A 17806-nucleotide genomic window follows, 5' to 3' on the forward strand; every position below is an offset into this window, starting at 1 on the left:
CCTGGTGATCTTCGACTGCGACGGAGTGCTGGTCGACAGCGAGCCGCTTTCGCTCTCCGTCCTGTCCCAGACGCTGACCCAGCGCGGCCTGCCCGCCGACGTTCCCTATGTCACGCGCCACTTCCTCGGCCGCCAGTTAGCCACGGTGCGCGAGCACGCCGTGGCACACCAGCTGGATCTGCCGCCGAACTTCGAGCACGACCTCAACGACCAGCTGGTCCAGCGGTTCCGCGGCGAACTTCTTCCGATCCCGCACGTGGCCGATCTGCTGGCCGGGCTTGCGCTCCCGCGCTGCGTGGCTTCTTCCAGCGATCTGGCGCGGGTACGGCTGAGCCTGGAGATCACCGGGCTGGCGCAGTTCTTCGACGAGCATCTCTTCACTGCTGAAATGGTCTCGCGCGGCAAGCCCGAGCCCGACCTGTTCCTGTTTGCCGCCGAGCGCATGCGAGCGGTCCCGGCCGACTGCCTGGTGATCGAGGACAGCCCTCACGGCGTGCTCGCGGCGCGAGCGGCCGGCATGGAGGTGTGGGCCTTTACCGGCGGAAGCCATCATCGCGGTCGAGCCGAGGCGGCAGCTCCGTTGCTCGAAGCCGGCGCGCACCAACTGTTTGACGACATGCGTACACTAGGAGCGGCCATTTCCAGCGCTGTCGGCAATGCCGAGTACGCGGCCACCATCAGGTAACAGGCACCAGGTAACAGGTGATATGGCAAGTCCCGGAAACGACACTTCCCGTCTGGACGCGGCCGCCCGGGCGGGCTGGCTGTACTACATCGCCGGCAACACCCAGGACGAAATCGCCCGCAAGCTGAAGGTGTCCCGGGCCACCGCGCAGCGTCTCGTGTCGCTGTGCCTGACGCAGCGATTGATCACCTTCCGCCTGGGCCATCCCATCGCAGAGTGCATGGACCTGGCTGCCCGGCTGCAGGAGCGGTTCGACCTGCGTTCCTGCGACGTCGCGCCCAGCGAGCCAGACGATCCCAGCGGCATCGCCGGCATCGCCGAGCGCGCGGCGGCGCTGCTCGAGACCACGCTGCGCAGCGAGGTGCCGAGCATCATCGGCATCGGCACCGGTCGGGCGATGCGCGCGGCCGTCGAACGCCTGCCCGCGGTGCAGGCACGCGACCACCAATTGGTGTCGCTGGTGGGCAACATCTCCCCGGATGGGTCGGCCAGCCCCTTCGACGCCATCGCCCGGCTGGGCGAGCTCACCGGCGCGCAGTACTACCCGATGCCGCTGCCGATGCTGCTGTCCTCGCCCGAGGAATGCCGGAGCCTTCTCGACATGCAGGTGTTCAAGCGCATCCACGCGATCGCAGCGAAGGCCACTCTGCGCCTGGTCGGTGTCGGTCAGATCGACCAGACGGCACCCGTGTACGTGGACCGGTTTCTGACCCGGCTCGAGTTGCTCGAACTGATCCAGCTCGGAGCCGTGGGCGAGGTGGTCGGCTGGGCGTTCGACCGCGAGGGCAAGGTGATCGTGGGTGGCAGCAACCTGCGGTTGACCAGCGTCCCGCATACGCCCGACCAGGACTGCGTGACGGTCGGCGTAGCAGCCGGCACGGTGAAGGTCGGCGCCATCCGCGCCGCGCTCAAGGGCCGCATCATCAATGGCCTGATTACCGACGAAGCAACCGCCAAGGCCATTCTGGCCGACTGAGCGCGGCGCGCTTTCACCCATCCAGCGGGCCGACGCCCGATTTCGCCCTGGCGCTCCGGCGTTGGCGTTCTGCCACGTCGCTGACATTTTTCCCCTATAGCCTCGTTCATGCCCCGCGGTGTGCGGCGCGCGCCAACGCGTTTTTACGCTGCGACGAATGCTGCAGTGCAGGATCGAAAGTGCTTTACAACGTTTATGTAACATGGGCATATGCGCACAACGAGGGCATTTGTTCATTTCTTGGGAGAGAGAAATCAAATGAAAGTATTCCGCATCCAGCCAAAGAAGCATCTGCTCACGGCGGCCCTGCTTGTCGCGCTCGCCCCCACGGCGGCGGCGCAAGAGCAGCCGGCCACCCAGGCCACGGGCACTGATAGCAAAGTCGCCCAGACCCTGGACAACGTCGTGGTCACCGGCAGCCGCATCGCCCGTCCCGAGCTCGAATCGGTGATGCCCATTTCGGTCGTGGACTTCGAGGAGATGAAGGATACCGGCCGCTTTACCGTGTACGACGCGCTCCAGCTCAATCCCGCGATCGGCCCAGGCGTGGGCGAAATGAACTCGATGGGCCAGGAGTTCGACAAGGGCGTGGCCAACATCGACCTGCGCAGCATGGGGACCAACCGCTCGCTGGTGCTGGTCGACGGCCTGCGCTGGGTGTCGGGCGGCGCGCGTACCGCGGCGGTGGACCTCAACACCATTCCTTCGGCGCTGATCGAGCGTATCGAGACCGTCACCGGCGGCGCGTCCGCGATCTACGGCGCTGACGCCGTCACCGGCGCGGTCAACATCGTGATGAAGAAGCGCATGGACGGCACCTCGCTCTCGCTGACCACGGGTCTGTCCGAGCAGGGCGATGCGCGCCAGACGCACATCTCGGCGGCCTCGGGCCTCAACTTCCTGGATGACCGGGCGCACCTCGTGTTTGGTGCGAACTACGTGTACACCGACGACATCCCGCTGCTGGACCGCTCCAGCGACCGAATGGTCTATGCAGCCAATCCCGACAATACCGGTCCGGATGACGGCATCCCGGACAACATCATCATCGACTTCCATCAGTTCTACCGGTCCCCCTACCCGACCTGGTGCGAATACCAGGGCGAATCGCCCTGCGGGACGAACGCCATCAATGGCGACTGGTACCAGATGATCGACGGACAGGTGCGTCACATTCCTCGCGACAGCTACCGCTCCATTACCAACAACGACACCGGCCAACAGGACGGGGGGCCTGATACGGCGTTCGGCATCTACGACTACATGTTGCTCCGCGACAAGTCGGAGAAGAGTTCGCTCTATGCCAACCTCGAGTTCGCGGTGACGCCGGAGTTGATCTGGAACACGAACTTCGGCTACGCGCGCACCTACGTCAGCGGCCACGCCCAGTGGCCGGGGCACCGCGACGACATCCGCCAGGTGAACTGGTGGGGACGTGATCCCGACACCGGGGTGGCCTATCCGGGCCTCGTGGCGCGACTGTCCGACCCGTTCCTGCCTGATTCGCTGCGCCAGCGTATGCTGGACCAGGACATGACCGAGCTGCCCATGAGCCGGCACTATTCGCATCTGCCGATGTCGCGCGAGATCCATCGCCGCCAGGCGGTGAGCTTCGGCACCGACCTGTCGGGTCCGCTGAGCGAACGGATCGACTGGAAGGGCTTCCTGCGCTGGGGCACGGTCGAGGACGACATCACCACGACCAACATGGTGGGGCACAACGAGTGGCTGTTGGCGCGTGACGTGACGGTGGACGCCGCCGGCGCCCCGATCTGCGCCGACCCGATCGCCCGGCGCGCCGGCTGCGTGCCCACCGACCTGTTCAGCACGGAGATGCCCAGCCAGGAGTGGCTGAACTACGTCATGCCGCACGAGCGCTACGAGCGGACGCAGAACAGCATGCTCAACGTCGGCATCGGCTTCAATGGCGAGCTGTTTGACCTGCCTACAGGCACGGTGCGTTTTGCGGCTGGCGCGGAGTGGCGCCATGAGAAGCTCGATACGCGCGACGACCCGAACACAGTCAAGCTCAACAACATCATCTGGTCGCCGGGCAACGACCACGGCCTGCACCCCGACATGAGCGCGGAGCGCAAGGTGTCGGAGGTGTACGGTGAGCTGGTGGTGCCGGTGCTGAGCGACCTGCCGTTCGCCCAGAAGCTCGACCTCGAGGCCGCGTACCGCTATTCGCACTACAGCGACAATCCGTCGACCAACACCTGGAAGCTCGGCATGATCTGGTCGCCCTTCCAGGGCGTGAACGTGCGCGCTGTCAAGGGCTACAGCATTCGCGTGCCGAACTTCGGCGAACTGCACTCGCCGGTCAGCATGGTCACGATGGGCCACATCTCCGACCCCTGCCAGGAAGTGCTGATTCTCCAGGACAACGATCGTGCCGCGAACTGCGCCGCGACCGTGCCAGGGTGGACGGGGCCCCTGCCGCGGCCGAATCAGAACACGCCGAGCGTGCTCACCGGCGGCAACGCGGATCTCGAGCCGGAAACCTCGAACTCGTTCTCCTACGGCGTGGTGTGGCAGCCCTCGTTCGTCCGCGGTCTTGACCTGACCGCCGACTATTGGGAGATCGACATCGACAACGTGATCACGTCGATCGCGTACGGCACGATCATGAACAACTGCGTCAACGCCAGCGGCGGCCCCGACATGGGCTATTGCCAGTTCGTGCATCGTCACACCACGTCGGGCGAGGGACACCAGGTCGGTGAGGTGGACTATGTGCAGGCGCAGTACGCCAACCTGGCCGGCCGCAAGACTCGCGGCATCGACTTCGGCGCCCAGTACCGCTTCGACCTGGGCCCGGGCAGCTACCGCGTCGCGTTCAGCGGCACGCGCAACCTGGAGCGCAGCATCATCTCCCAGCGTGGCAGCCAGGGCACGGATCGCGCCGGCCAGTTCCAGTACCCGGACTTCAAGGCCAACCTGATGAACCGGTACGACGTCGGCCAGTTCAGCTTCGCGCTCAACACCCGCTACACCAGCAAGGGCCTGTATTCGCGGACCGACCAGTCAATGGAGACGCGCGAGTTGCCGTGGGTGCCGGAATACTGGCAGCACGATCTGAATGTCAGCTGGTACCCGACCGCCGGCTATTCGATCTCGCTGGGGGTGAAGAACCTGACCGACACCAAGATCAAGCACCCGACGCTGCGTGCCTACACGACATCTCCACACCTTAACGCCGACTCGGCCAACGCCAACTACGGCGCGAACTACATGGATGCCATCGGACGCTACTACTTCGTCACCCTGAAGGCGGATTTCTGATGAGACTCAGCACTGCATCCCTGCTGACCGGGCCGACGCTCGCCGGCCTGGTGTCCCTGGCCTGCGCGGGGTTCGCGCAGGCTGCGCCGGCGGACGGGCCGGCGCAGAAGCTGCGCGATCCCGAGCGCGTGCTGGTCGTGGCCCATCGCGGTTGCGTCGGCCCGGCGCCGGAGGTCTCGGTGGCGTCGATCCATGCCTGCGCAGGCAAGGGCATCGACGGCATCGAACTGGACATCCGCAAGTCGAAGGATGGCGTGCTGGTGTCGATCCATGACACCACCCTCGAGCGCACCACCAACGGCAAGGGCAGGGTGGCCGACCATACTGCGGAAGAGCTGCGCAAGCTGCGCCTGCGCCGCGGCAACGGCGGCCCGAGCGTGGTGGTCACGGACGAGCCGCTGCCGACCCTGGAAGAGATGCTGCTGGCAGCCAGGCAGCACGGCTTCATCGTGCACCTGGACATCAAGGACGCCACCCACGCCGAAGTCGCCGCGATGATCCGCAAGCTCGGCATGGAAGGGCAGGCCACGGCCTGGGTGACCGGTTCGCCGGATGATGCGGACCAGCCCGATCCTTCCGTGGGCCAGGTGCTGGTGATCGTACCGCGCATCCAGGACTGCTCGGAAGGCGCGCCTGCCTCGTGCCGGCCGAACGACCTGGCCGACCTGATGGGTTTTGCACGATACAACCCGGCGGGCTATTTCCTCTGGTACCGCGCCACGCCGGAGTTCTTCGCCGCCTTCCACGCCGCGCCGCGGCCGCCGGGTACGCGCTTGACCACAGAAACCCTTTGGGAGATCGACAGCCTGCCCAAGCAGGAGCGGCACGCGCAGTACCGCCGGCTGCTCGACGCGGGCGCTACGCTGTTCCTGACTGACCGCCCGGAGGACATGGTGGCCTTCATGAAACAGGAAGGAGGCAAACCATGAGGCCGGTCGGGTCGATTGTGCTGGCGGGGATGCTGCTTGCCGCCTCGGCAGCGGCCTCGGCCGAAACGCCCGAGGTCGTGGCCCATCGCGGCGGTGCGCTGCTGTGGCCGGAGAACACGCTGTACGCGTTCGAGCAGGCGACCAGAGCCGGGGTCGAGTACCTGGAGTTCGACCTGCAGATGACCGCCGACAACGCGCTGCTGGTCACCCACGACCAGGACATCAATCCGGCCTTCTGTTCCGCGCCGGCCGGCCAAGGGCTGATCCCCAAGCCCGTGCGCAATCTGACCCTGGAACAGAGCCGCGCCTTCGATTGCGGCAGCCGCTCGCGCAGCATCTATCCGGATGCGGAAAAGCGTGCCGCGGGCATGCCGACGCTGGCGGAGGTGTTCGAAGCCTTCCGCGACAACGCCCGGATCAAGTATTTCATCGAGACCAAGCTGCCCAAGCCGGGTTCGCCCGGAGAGCCGGTCGACACCACGCTCTACGCGGCCAAGCTCGAGCAGGTGATCCGCAAGTACGGTCTGGAGGATCGCGTGGTCCTGCAGTCCTTCGACTGGCGCACCATTACCGCGATGCACGAGCTCAATCCCAAGGTGCGTACCTGCCCGCTGGGCGTGCCGCGCAACAGCCATGATTACGAGGCCACGCTGCGTGAGCTGCACGCCACCTGCATTGTGCTGGATGCCCGGACGACGACGCCGGCGCAGGTCAGGCAGTTCCAGCGCGATGGCGTCCTGGTGTTCTCCGGCGTGATCGACAACGAGGAAGACTGGCGCGAGGCGCTGACGTTCGGCTACGACGCGATCTTCACCAACGACCCGCTCGGGGTGATCGGATTCCTGCGCAAGGATTCTGCACGCGGCCGCTGATGCAGCCGTGTCGCGGGCACCGGCCCACTTGAACGAACGAAGCCAATCAACAGGAAGCCAATGAATATCTGCTCCATGCTCAGGTTCGCCCTTGCCGCGCTGCTCGCGGTCGCCCCCGCAGTCAGTGCGCAGGAAGGCAAGCCTGCGGTTCTGCTGATCTCGATCGACGGTCTCCATCCAAGCTACGTGATCGAGTCGCAGCGGTTCGGCGTCGAGGTTCCGACCCTGCGCGAGTTCGTGAAGAGGGGCGCGTACTCCACCGGCGTGGTCAACGTCACGCCCACGCTCACGTATCCCAACCACACCTCGATCATCACCGGCGTCGCGCCAAACGAACACGGCATCCGCGGCAACACCGTGTTCGATCCGGAGGGCCTGGAACAGGGCGCCTGGAACTGGTACGCATCGCAGATCCGCGTGCCCACCCTGTGGGACGCCGCCAAGGCTGGCGGACTGACCACCGCCAGCGTGCTGTGGCCGGTGAGCGTGGGCCATCGAGCCATCGACTACAACGTGCCCGAGTACTGGCGCACCAAAAACCGGGCGTCGGACGACCACGTGCTGCACGCGGTCAGTACGCCGCGTGGCTTCCTGGAGACGGTGGACGGCGCCAACCGGATGTTCGACCCGACCGATACTCCGGACGAGTGGTCATTCGACGAGAAGCTGACGAAGATCGCGCTGGCGATGATCGAGCAGGGCAGGCCGCAGCTGCTGAGCATCCACATCACCAACCTCGACAGCGCGCAGCACAAGCGGGGTCCGCTGGAGACCAACGACCTGGCGCGGCGAACGCTGGAGAAGATCGACGCGATGATCGCGCGCCTGATCAAGGCCCAGCGCGCCGTATACCCGGACTCGACCGTCGTTGTCGTCTCCGACCACGGCTTCCATCCGGTCAACGCGACCATCAACCTCAATGCCGCGTTCGCGGATGCCGGGCTGATCGAACTGGACGCGCAAGGGGAGCTGGGTTCGTGGAAGGCCTATGCCTGGAGCGCGGGGGGCAGCGCCTCGGTGGTGCTCAAGGACAAGGACGACGCGGCGACGTACCGCGCGGTCGATGCCATCCTCACCGCGCTGGAGCGCGACCCCGACAGCGGCGTGGCCAGCGTGCTGCGCGGCGAAGCGGCGGTGCGCGACGGCGCGCTCGAGGAAGCGTCGTTCATGGTGGACGCCAAGGGCGGCTTCGCCATGGGCAAGGCGCTGACGGGCGAAGTCTTGCGGCCGCAGGCACGCACGACGGGTGCGCATGGATATCGCAACACGCATCCGGAAATGAACTCCTCGTTCTTCGTGACGGGACCGGGCGTGGAGCAGGGCAGGAACCTGGGCAGGATCGATGCACGCCAGGTCGCGCCGACGCTCGCGCGGGTGCTGGGCGTATCACTGCCAACGGCCACGCAGGAGCCGCTGCCGCTCGGGAACTGATCCCGGCGGTCTGGGTTGCGAAGGCGGGCAAATACTTTACAAATTCGGCCTGTTGTGAGTATGTGTGCATACGACGGGCAATTGTTCGAAATGATATTGGAGATATACGCAATGGGCACTTTGACCAAAGGCGCGCTCGTGGTGGTCATCACCGCGGGACTGGCGGCATGCGGCCAGTCCCGCGAAAGCGGCACGGCGGGCAAGCCTGAGACGTTGGTCATCGCCACGCTCAACAACGCCGACATGATCCGGATGCAGAAGCTGACGCCGGAGTTCACGGCGAAGCATCCGGGGATCAAGGTCGAGTGGGTCACGCTGGAGGAGAACGTCCTGCGCCAGCGCGTCACCACCGACATCGCCACCAAGGGCGGCCAGTTCGACATCCTGACCATCGGCACCTACGAGGTTCCGATCTGGGCCGCGCGCGGCTGGCTCAAGCCGCTGGAGTTCGGGCCGGAGTACGACGTCGATGACCTGCTGCCCAAGATCCGCGAGGCCGCGAGCTTCGACGGGCAGCTCTATGCCGCGCCGTTCTACGGCGAGAGTTCGATGCTGATGTACCGCACCGACCTGTTCGAGCAGGCCGGCCTGGCCATGCCTGAAGATCCGTCGTGGTCATTCGTGACCGACGCGGCCGCCAGGCTCACCGACAAGGACGCAGGCGTGTACGGCATCTGTCTGCGCGGCAAGGCCGGCTGGGGCGAAAACATGGCCCTGCTGACCGGGATGGGCAACGCCTTCGGGGCGCGCTGGTTCGACGAGAACTGGACTCCGCAGTTCGACCAGCCCGAGTGGAAAGCCGCCATCCAGACTTACGTCGACGTGATGCGCGAAGCCGGCCCGCCGGGCGCTGCGTCGAACGGCTTCAACGAGAACCTGGCGCTGTTCAACGCGGGCAAGTGCGCGATGTGGGTGGACGCTACGGTAGCGGCCTCGTTCGTCAGCGACCCGAAGGATTCCAGGGTCGCCGACAAGGTGGGCTTCGCCCCGGCCCCGCATGCAGGCAAGGGCAAGACGACCGGCTGGCTGTGGGCGTGGAACTTCGCCGTCCCCGCCAGCTCCAGGAAGGTCGAACAGGCGCAGACTTTCATCGCCTGGGCGACCAGCCGCGAGTACATCGAGCTGGTGGGCGAGCGGGAAGGGTGGGCCCACGCGCCGCCCGGCTCCCGGGCTTCGCTCTACAAGAATCCCAAATACCTCGAGGCGGCGCCGTTCGCGGCGCAGACCCTGGCCGCGATCGAGGGCGCCGACACGCGCAACCCCGCGGTGAAGCCCGTGCCCTACATCGGCGTGCAGTACGCGGCGATTCCCGAGTTCCAGTCCATCGGCACCACGGTCGGGCAGCTGTTCTCGGCCGCCTTGGCCGGCTCGGTGAGCGTGGACCAGGCGCTGGCGAGTGCGCAGGAGACCACCGAGCGCGAGATGAAGCGCGCGGGGTATCCGAAGTAGGCGCGACGACAGCAAGCGCGTCGAGCAGGCGCGCTGAACAAGCCGCGCGACGACGCAAGCGCAACCCCCGCCGGTCCACGGGCCGGTCCCGGTTTTTTAAAGCCCTGCGGCGGACACCCCGGGACGCTACCTCCCCTCCCCGGCCCCCGGGGTGTCCGCTGACAGGCTGCCGGTCCCGGCTGCCGCCGGGTCCATACGCATCAACGGAAAGCGCCTGATGGCAACGCAACAGACGCAGAAACTCGCACGATTCCTGATCGCGCCGTCGGTCATCCTGCTGCTGGCGTGGATGATCGTCCCGCTGGCGATGACGATCTGGTTCTCAACACTCAACTACAGCCTGCTGAACCCTGAAAAAGCGTTTGTCGGCCTGGCCAACTACAGGTATTTCCTCAGCGATCCAGCATTCCTGTCTTCCCTGACCAACACGCTGGTGATGGTCGGTTCGGTGCTGGCCATCACCGCGGTGTTCGGCGTGCTGATCGCGCTGCTGCTCGACCAGGTATTCATCGGTCGCCAGATCGTGCGGCTGATGCTGATCGCGCCGTTCTTCATCATGCCCACGGTCAGCGCGCTGGTGTGGAAGAACCTCCTGATGCATCCGGTGTCGGGCCTGCTTGCGTGGTTGTGGGGGGCATTCGGGCTGACGCCAGTCGACTGGTTCACCCAATATCCGATGTTTTCGATCATCCTGATCGTGGCCTGGCAGTGGCTCCCCTTCGCCGTCCTGATCCTGCTGACCGCCCTGCAATCGATGGACCAGGAGCAGCAGGAGGCTGCGCGGATGGACGGGGCCGGCATGTTCGACCGCTTCTTCCACCTGACCCTGCCGCACCTGGCGCGCCCGCTGACCATCGTCATCCTGATCGAAATGATCTTCCTGCTGACAGTGTTCGTGGAGATCTACGTCACCACCGCCGGCGGGCCCGGCATGGAGACCACGACCCTGACCTACCTGATCTATTCGCAGGCGCTGCTCAAGTACGACGTCGGCGCGGCTTCGGCCGGCGGCCTGGTGGCGGTGGTGCTGGCCAACATTGCCGCGATCTTCCTGGTCTACATCATCGGCAAGAACCTGGAGACCTGAGCAATGGCACGCCGCACGCCCCCCCTCCAGCTCGCCCTGACTACCGCATTCGCCTGGGCGGTCGGCCTGGTCGTGTTCTTCCCGATCCTGTGGATGCTGCTGACCAGCTTCAAGACCGAGATCGACGCGTTCACCACGCCGCCGTCGTTCGTCTTCTTCGACTGGACGCTGGAAAACTACATCGCCGTCCAGGAGCGCAGCAACTACCTGACCCACGCCTGGAACTCGGTGGTGGTGGCGCTGGGTTCGACCCTGCTCGCCATGGCGGTCGCCATTCCGGCTGCATGGGCGATGGCGTTCTCCCCGACCCGGCGCACCCGCGGCATCCTGCTGTGGATGCTGTCGACCAAGATGCTGCCACCGGTTGGCGTGCTGGTGCCCATCTACCTGATCTACCGCGACTCGGGCCTGCTCGACACGCAGCTGGGCCTGGTGATCGTGCTGTGCCTGAGCAACCTGCCGATCCTGGTGTGGATGCTGTTCAACTACTTCAAGGACATCCCCAAGGACATCCTGGAAGCGGCCCGCATGGACGGCGCCACCATCGGCAAGGAGATCCTCTACGTCCTCACCCCGATGGCGCTGCCGGGCATGTTCTCCGCACTGCTGCTGTGCGTGATCCTGGCCTGGAACGAGGCGTTCTGGTCCTTGAACCTGACCTCGTCGAGCGCCGCGCCGCTCACCGCCTTCATCGCTTCGTATTCCAGCCCCGAGGGCCTGTTCTGGGCCAAGCTGTCGGCCGCATCGACGATGGCGATCGCGCCAATCCTGGTGCTGGGGTGGTTCTGCCAGAAGCAGCTCGTGCACGGGCTGACGTTCGGCGCCGTCAAATAGATCGCAACGAGGAACTCATGGGACGTATCACACTGCAGGGCGTGCGCAAGAGCTTCGATGACACCACCGTCATCCATGGCGCCGACCTCGAGATCGAAGACGGAAAGTTCATGGTCTTCGTCGGCCCCTCCGGGTGCGGCAAGACCACCCTGCTCAGGATGATCGCGGGCCTGGAGGACGTCAGCGGCGGCAGGATCCTGATCGACGGCCAGGACGTGACCCGCTTGCCGCCGGCCAAGCGCGGGCTGTCCATGGTGTTCCAGTCCTACGCGCTGTATCCGCACATGAGCGTGCGCAACAACATCGCTTTTGGCCTGAAGATGGCGGGCCTGCCCAAGGGCGAGATCGACGAGCGCGTGGCCAGGGCCGCCGAGATCCTCAACCTCACCGATTACCTCGAACGCCGCCCGGGCCAGCTCTCGGGCGGGCAGCGCCAGCGCGTGGCGATCGGCCGCGCCATCGTGCGCAAGCCGAAGGGCTTCCTGTTCGACGAGCCCCTGTCCAACCTCGACGCCGCGCTGCGGGTGCAGATGCGGATGGAGGTCACGCGGCTGCAGAAGCAGCTCAAGACCACCGCCGTCTACGTCACCCACGACCAGGTCGAGGCCATGACGATGGCCGACGAGATCGTGGTACTGCAGGCCGGCCGCATCGAGCAGGTCGGTTCGCCGCTGGAGCTGTACGAGCGTCCGGCCAACGTGTTCGTCGCCGGCTTCATCGGCTCGCCGCGCATGAACCTGCTCACCGGCGCGCCGGCCGAGCGACACGGCGCGAGCACGCTGGGCATCCGCCCCGAGCACATCGGCGTGCACCACGGCCGCGTCGACGCCCAGGGTCCCGGTGAAGCGTGGCCAGGCACCGTGATCCAGGCCGAGCACCTGGGCAGCGACACCTTCGTCTACGTCGACGTCCCGGAGATCGGCCCCGTAAACGCGCGCTGCACCGGCGAGCTGAGGGTGGCCCCCGGCGACGCAGTCACGCTGCTGCCGGACCCGGCGCACCTGCACCGGTTCGACGCGAACCGGCAGGCGATCCGCTGAGGCCCGTGCCCGCGCCCGCTTTCTTCCCAATCCACTTTGCAGACAGGAAAGGCACCATGTATCTGGACATGTTCAGACTCGACGGCCAGGTGGCGGTCGTCACCGGCGGCGGCCGCAGCATCGGCCTTGCGATCGTCGAAGCGCTCGCCGAGGCCGGCGCCAGGGTGATCATCGCCGACCACGACCCGGCTGTGGCGGAGCAGGGCCTGGCTGAATTGCGCGGCAAGGGGGTCGAGGCCGAGTTCGTGCAGATGGACGTCACCGATTCGGAGCGCGTGACCGCGGTGGCCGACGAGCTGGTCGCGCGCTACGGCAAGGTCGACATCCTGGTCAACAACGCCGGCATCGCCCGCAGCCAGACGCCGGCCGAAGCCGTCACCGACGAGCACTGGCTGAACGTCGTCGACGTCAACCTCAACGGCACCTTCTGGTGCTGTCGCGCCTTCGGCAGGCACATGCTGGAGAAAGGCGAGGGCACCATCGTCAACATCGGTTCGATGTCCGGCTTCATCGTCAACAAGCCGCAGGAGCAGTCGTACTACAACGCTTCCAAGGCCGCCGTCCACCACCTGACCAAGTCGCTGGCGGCCGAATGGGGCTCGCGCGGCGTGCGCGTCAACGCGCTGGCGCCGACCTATATCGCCACTCCGCTCAACGCCTTCGTCAAGGACGACCCACAGATGTACGACGCCTGGATCGGCGGCACGCCGATGGGACGGCTGGGCGAGGTCGAGGAAATCGCGTCGGTGGCGCTGTTCCTGTCCTCGCGCGCGTCCAGCCTGATGACCGGCAGTGTCGTGCTGGTTGATGGCGGCTATACCTGCTGGTAAGCCCGGGCCCGCTCCGGCTATCCGGGCGCCGCACGGTGGGGCCGCGTCCGCTGACACACCGCCCGTCCACCGGCGTTTCCACTGAAGGCTGGTACGACATCCGTCGAACGCCTCTGCAACCCGAAGGATTCCAGATGCCCCGTAAGCTGCCTGCCGCTACCGCACTTGTCGCCGCCCTGTTGGCCGGCTGCGTCGCGACCCCGGGACACCAGGCGAGCCCACCGCAGGCGAGCGCGGCACCGCAGGCGGTCGCGGTGGACGTTCCGTCCATCGCGCGTCCAGCGGGCGAAACGCCGCAGTGGTGGTACCGCAGCGGTGCGGCCCATGCGGCGCGCAACGGAGCGATGTCCGGCGGCGCGAAGAACGTGATCTTCTTCCTTGGCGACGGCATGAGCCTGACCACCGTGGCGGCTGCGCGCATTCTCGAAGGCCAGCGCGCCGGCGGTCCTGGCGAGGAGCACCTGCTGAGCTGGGAGCAGTTCGAGCACACGGCGCTGAGCAAGACCTACAACACCGATTCGCAGACGCCGGATTCGGCCGGCACCATGACCGCGCTGGCCACCGGCGCGAAGTCGCACATGGGTGCCATCGGCGTGTCCGCAGGCAACCGCAGCGACTGCGCCGAAAGCCTGGACCGGCAGTTGCTGTCCTGGCTGCGGCTGGCCGACGACGTCGGTATGCAGAGCGGCATTGTCACCACCGCACGGCTGACCCACGCCACGCCCGCCTCCCTCTATGCGCACTCGCCCGACCGAAACTGGGAAAGCGATGCGCAGCTTCCCGCTGACGCGCGCGCCGCGGGCTGCCGCGACATCGCCAGCCAACTGCTGGACTTCGCGCCGGGCCAGGGGCCGAAGGTGGTCATGGGCGGCGGCCGCGCGATGTTCCTGCCCGCGACCGAGCGCGATCCGGAGTACGACGGGAAGACCGGCCTGCGCCGGGACGGCCGCAACCTGGTCGCCGAATGGCAGGAGCGCAATCCGCGCGGAGCCTACGTGTGGAACAACGAGCAGCTGCGCGCGGCCCGCGACGCCGAGGCCGTGCTGGGCCTGTTCGAGCCCGACCACATGCAGTACGAGCACGACCGGCGCAAGGACGCGGCGGGCGAGCCGGATCTGGAGACGATGACGCGCGTGGCGATCGAACGGCTCTCGCGCAGCGGCGACGGCTACGTGCTGCTGGTCGAGGGCGGACGCATCGACCACGCCAACCACGAGGGCAACGCCTTCCGTGCGCTCGACGAGACCACCGCCATGTCGCGCGCGGTGCAGGCCGCGGCCGAGATGACCTCGGCCGAAGACACCCTGATCGTGGTGACCGCCGACCACTCGCACACGCTCGGCTTCGTCGGCTATCCCACGCGCGGCAACCCGATCCTGGGCAAGGTCCGCGGACTGGCCAGCGAGGGCGGCGACCCGACCCAGTACGCGCGCGATGCGCTCGGCCTGCCGTACACCACGCTGGTCTACGCCAACGGTTCGGGCTACGTCGGTGCCAGCGACGAGCAGCCCGCCGGTCCCAAGCACCACCTGCATGTCCCGCGCAAGTTCGAGCCGGCGACCGGCCGTCCCGACCTGAGCGAGGTCGACACCGAGCATCCGGACTTCCTGCAGGAAGTGCTCGTGCCGATGACCGCCGAAACCCATGGCGGCGACGACGTGGGCATCTGGGCGCGTGGTCCCGGCAGCGATGCGTTCCGCGGCACCATGGAGCAGCACGTCGTCTACCATGTCATCGTGCAGGCCACGCCCCGGCTGCGCGAACAGCTGTGCGCGGCGGGTACCTGCAATGCCGCGGGCGTTCCGGTCGAACTGCCCGATCCGGCGGCGTTCAACGTCGTCAGCGACTGACGCCCGCGATGATTGACGCCGGCGGCGCGCGATCGCCGCCGGCGCAGAACGCCTGTCCGCGCCAGTGTCGGCCTCCTATCCCCGGACCCGCTGGCGCGGACCAGGCACCTGCGCGCCGCCGCCTAGCAGGGCGGGGCATCCTCGCCGACGAGCTCGGGCGGAATTTCCACGACCCCCGCCGCCTTGATTTTGCCGTCTATCATGTCGAACAGGGCCTGCAGCATCTTCGGCACGTCCTGGCGGAGCATGAGGATGTTGCGGTCGAGTGCCCGCACCATCGGATCCCAGTCGAAGCAGCCGATGCACGGGCGCGCCTGCGCGTACGCCGGGTCTGTCTCGATCCAGGGCACCACGCCCTCGAGGGTGATGGTCGAGCTGACGAAGATCGCACTGGGCGAGCTGCCGCCGCCGGCGACATAGGCCTCCAGCGCGCCGCGCGATTTTTCCGGCGCGTAGCCCCTGGTGAGGATCCTGTCCTCGTCGACCGGGATGCCGGATTCCGAATGCGCATCGCGGAAGCCCTTGATGCGTTCGATCGTGTTGTGGTCGCTCGGCCGGCCGCCGACGAACAGCAGCGGCTCGTTTTCCACGCGCCGGTCCCGGGAGGCCTTCAGGATCTCCCGCGTCAGCTCGCGTGCTCCGCCGCGGTTGTCCGAGATCACCGACGGCGCGAGCTTGCCCGGGAGATCGAGGTTGAGCGAGCGCACACCCGCCCGCGCGCAGATTCCAGTGATGCGGTCGGGGTCCGTTGCGCCGGTTGCGATCAGGTAGTCGACCTGGTGGGAAATCATCTCGCGCGCGGCCTGGATTTCCAGCTCCGCGTCGCGCTGGGTGCAGGTGATGATCGGGAACAGGCCGCGCTCGCGCGCCATCGCCTCGAACCGCTCGACAATGGAGCCGAAATAGCGGTTGTCGTACTTGGGCACGATCATGCCGATGAGGTTGGAGCGCTCGCGGCTCAGTCCGCGCGCCTGCAGGTTGATCGCGTAGCCTTGCTCGTCGGCCACCCGCTGGATCTTCTCGGCCAGGGCAGGGCCGATGCGCCGCTCGCGCCAGGTACCGTTGAGCACGGCGCTCACGGCCGATGGCGAGGTGCCCGCCAGTTCGGCCAGATCGTAGATCGTGGTGCGCTTTCCGGTGCGCCTTGCCGTCGCTGTCCGCTTCCCCGTCAAGGCCATTCCCCAGCATGCCCATCGTCCATGAGCTGGGCGCAGCTTGACATCGACCGGCCCTTACAGCAACCTCGCTCAACCGGTTGAGCACGGGTGCTCAACCGGTTGAACAGATGAGCGGGTCCAAGCGCGGCGGCCGGCGGAAAAGTGCCCGGCCATGCGGCGATTGCCGCCCATACCAACAGCCACAAACAGTCCCAGGCACACCGGAGAAAACCGGAATGAATCTTTCCAGGCTGGCGACGGCCGTAGGCTTTGTCGCATTGCTCGTCGGCTGCAGTTCCGGCGGTGAGTCCGCCGGCACGGTCGCCTTCCTGATGCCCGACCAGAGCTCGACGCGTTACGAGGAGCGCGACTTCCCCGGCTTCAAGGCCGAGATGGCCAGGCTCTGCCCGGACTGCACGGTGATCTATCAGAACGCCAACGCGGATGCGACGCTGCAGCAGCAGCAGTTCAACTCCGCGCTGATCCAGGGCGCGAAAGTCATCGTGCTCAACCCGGTGGACTCCTCGGCGGCCGCCGCGCTGGTGACGCTGGCCAGGTCGCAGGGTGCCAAGGTCGTGGCCTACGACCGGCCCGTTCCGGGCACGCCGGCGGACTACTACGTGTCGTTCGACAACGAGGCGCTGGGCTACGCGCTGTCGAGCTCGTTCGTCGAGCACCTCAAGGCGTCCGGCGTACCCGAAGGCTCCGGCGTGCTGCAGGTCAATGGCTCGCCGACCGACGCCGCGGCCGGCCTGATCCGCGACGGCATCCATCGCGGCCTGGCGGGTTCGGGGTACGCCACGCTTGCCGAATTCGATACGCCCGACTGGAAGCCGGCCGAGGCCCAGCAGTGGGTCGCCGGCCAGATCACGCGCTTCGGACCCGAGATCAAGGGCATCGTCGCGGCCAACGACGGCACCGCAGGCGGCGCCATCGCCGCGCTCAAGGCGGCGGGCGTCGACGCGCTGCCGCCGGTCACCGGCAACGACGCGGTGGTCGCCGCGCTGCAGCTGATCATTGCCGGCGACCAGTACAACACCATTTCCAAGCCCTCGGAGATCGTCGCGGCCGCGGCGGCCAACGTGGCCGTGGCGCTGCTCGACGGCGAGGGGCCGGAGGCGAAGACCACCATCTACGACACGCCGGCGGAACTGTTCGTCCCCACCGTGGTGACGCGCGGGAACATCAAGGCCGAGATCTTCGACACCGGCATCCAGACGCCCGCGCAAGTGTGCACCGGCGAGTACGTGGAAGCCTGCCGGGAGCTCGGCATCCCCGAGTAGCCAGCCGCGATCGTTCCGCGCGCGCCGCGCATCCGAATGGGATGCCGGCGTGGCCCGGAACTGCCCAGCCGCCATGCGCGCGAAGCCACGGAGACCAC

Annotated in this window: 14 protein-coding genes; 13 read left to right on the forward strand and 1 reads right to left on the reverse strand. The window is 66.9% G+C overall.

Annotated elements, in window-relative coordinates:
- Positions 1-4: 4 nt before the first annotated feature.
- The 12 genes from ACW5EG_RS04815 to ACW5EG_RS04870 all read left to right on the forward strand — a co-directional run bounded on the left by ACW5EG_RS04815 (position 5) and on the right by ACW5EG_RS04870 (position 15268).
- On the forward strand, positions 5-685 hold the full coding sequence (locus ACW5EG_RS04815; protein WP_457017610.1) for an HAD family hydrolase: 681 nt from the start codon (positions 5-7) through the stop codon (positions 683-685).
- Positions 657-1661 (forward strand): sugar-binding transcriptional regulator, encoded by a 1005-nt coding sequence (locus ACW5EG_RS04820; protein WP_457017611.1) that lies wholly within the window; start codon positions 657-659, stop codon positions 1659-1661. The genes ACW5EG_RS04815 and ACW5EG_RS04820 overlap by 29 nt, the downstream gene beginning before the upstream one ends.
- Before the next feature lie 258 nt (positions 1662-1919).
- The gene (locus tag ACW5EG_RS04825; protein ID WP_457020963.1) at positions 1920-4946 is read left to right on the forward strand and encodes a TonB-dependent receptor domain-containing protein; all 3027 of its coding nucleotides are present in this window, start codon (positions 1920-1922) and stop codon (positions 4944-4946) included.
- On the forward strand, positions 4946-5875 hold the full coding sequence (locus tag ACW5EG_RS04830) for a glycerophosphodiester phosphodiesterase family protein (RefSeq protein WP_457017613.1): 930 nt from the start codon (positions 4946-4948) through the stop codon (positions 5873-5875). Before ACW5EG_RS04825 ends, ACW5EG_RS04830 begins: the two co-directional genes overlap by 1 nt.
- Positions 5872-6747 (forward strand): glycerophosphodiester phosphodiesterase family protein, encoded by an 876-nt coding sequence (locus tag ACW5EG_RS04835; protein ID WP_457020964.1) that lies wholly within the window; start codon positions 5872-5874, stop codon positions 6745-6747. Before ACW5EG_RS04830 ends, ACW5EG_RS04835 begins: the two co-directional genes overlap by 4 nt.
- A 60-nt stretch (positions 6748-6807) precedes the next feature.
- Positions 6808-8178 carry an alkaline phosphatase family protein gene (locus ACW5EG_RS04840; RefSeq protein WP_457020965.1) on the forward strand — a complete coding sequence of 457 codons (1371 nt, stop codon included), beginning with the start codon at positions 6808-6810 and terminating at the stop codon, positions 8176-8178.
- 111 nt (positions 8179-8289) lie between these two features.
- Positions 8290-9627 (forward strand): ABC transporter substrate-binding protein, encoded by a 1338-nt coding sequence (locus tag ACW5EG_RS04845; protein WP_457020966.1) that lies wholly within the window; start codon positions 8290-8292, stop codon positions 9625-9627.
- A gap of 217 nt (positions 9628-9844) precedes the next feature.
- On the forward strand, positions 9845-10714 hold the full coding sequence (locus ACW5EG_RS04850) for a carbohydrate ABC transporter permease (protein WP_457020967.1): 870 nt from the start codon (positions 9845-9847) through the stop codon (positions 10712-10714).
- A 3-nt stretch (positions 10715-10717) separates the two neighbouring features.
- Complete coding sequence (locus ACW5EG_RS04855; RefSeq protein ID WP_457020968.1) at positions 10718-11548, forward strand: carbohydrate ABC transporter permease; 831 nt, start codon at positions 10718-10720, stop codon at positions 11546-11548.
- A 17-nt stretch (positions 11549-11565) separates the two neighbouring features.
- On the forward strand, positions 11566-12588 hold the full coding sequence (locus ACW5EG_RS04860; protein ID WP_457020969.1) for an ABC transporter ATP-binding protein: 1023 nt from the start codon (positions 11566-11568) through the stop codon (positions 12586-12588).
- 56 nt (positions 12589-12644) lie between these two features.
- Positions 12645-13418, forward strand: coding sequence for an SDR family NAD(P)-dependent oxidoreductase (locus ACW5EG_RS04865; RefSeq protein ID WP_457017620.1), 774 nt, complete (start codon positions 12645-12647; stop codon positions 13416-13418).
- 134 nt (positions 13419-13552) lie between these two features.
- Entirely contained in the window at positions 13553-15268 is a 1716-nt protein-coding gene (locus tag ACW5EG_RS04870) for an alkaline phosphatase (RefSeq protein WP_457017621.1), read from the forward strand.
- Positions 15269-15390: 122 nt separating this feature from the next.
- Here the strand turns inward: ACW5EG_RS04870 and ACW5EG_RS04875 are convergent, their stop codons facing one another.
- Positions 15391-16347 (reverse strand): LacI family DNA-binding transcriptional regulator, encoded by a 957-nt coding sequence (locus ACW5EG_RS04875; RefSeq protein ID WP_457020970.1) that lies wholly within the window; start codon positions 16345-16347, stop codon positions 15391-15393.
- 314 nt (positions 16348-16661) lie between these two features.
- On the opposite strand from ACW5EG_RS04875, the gene ACW5EG_RS04880 reads away from it, so the two are divergent.
- Positions 16662-17708, forward strand: a complete 1047-nt coding sequence (locus ACW5EG_RS04880) for an ABC transporter substrate-binding protein (protein WP_457017623.1) — start codon at positions 16662-16664, stop codon at positions 17706-17708.
- The last annotated feature ends 98 nt before the right edge of the window (positions 17709-17806 follow it).

Source organism: Luteimonas sp. A611 (assembly GCF_054072715.1).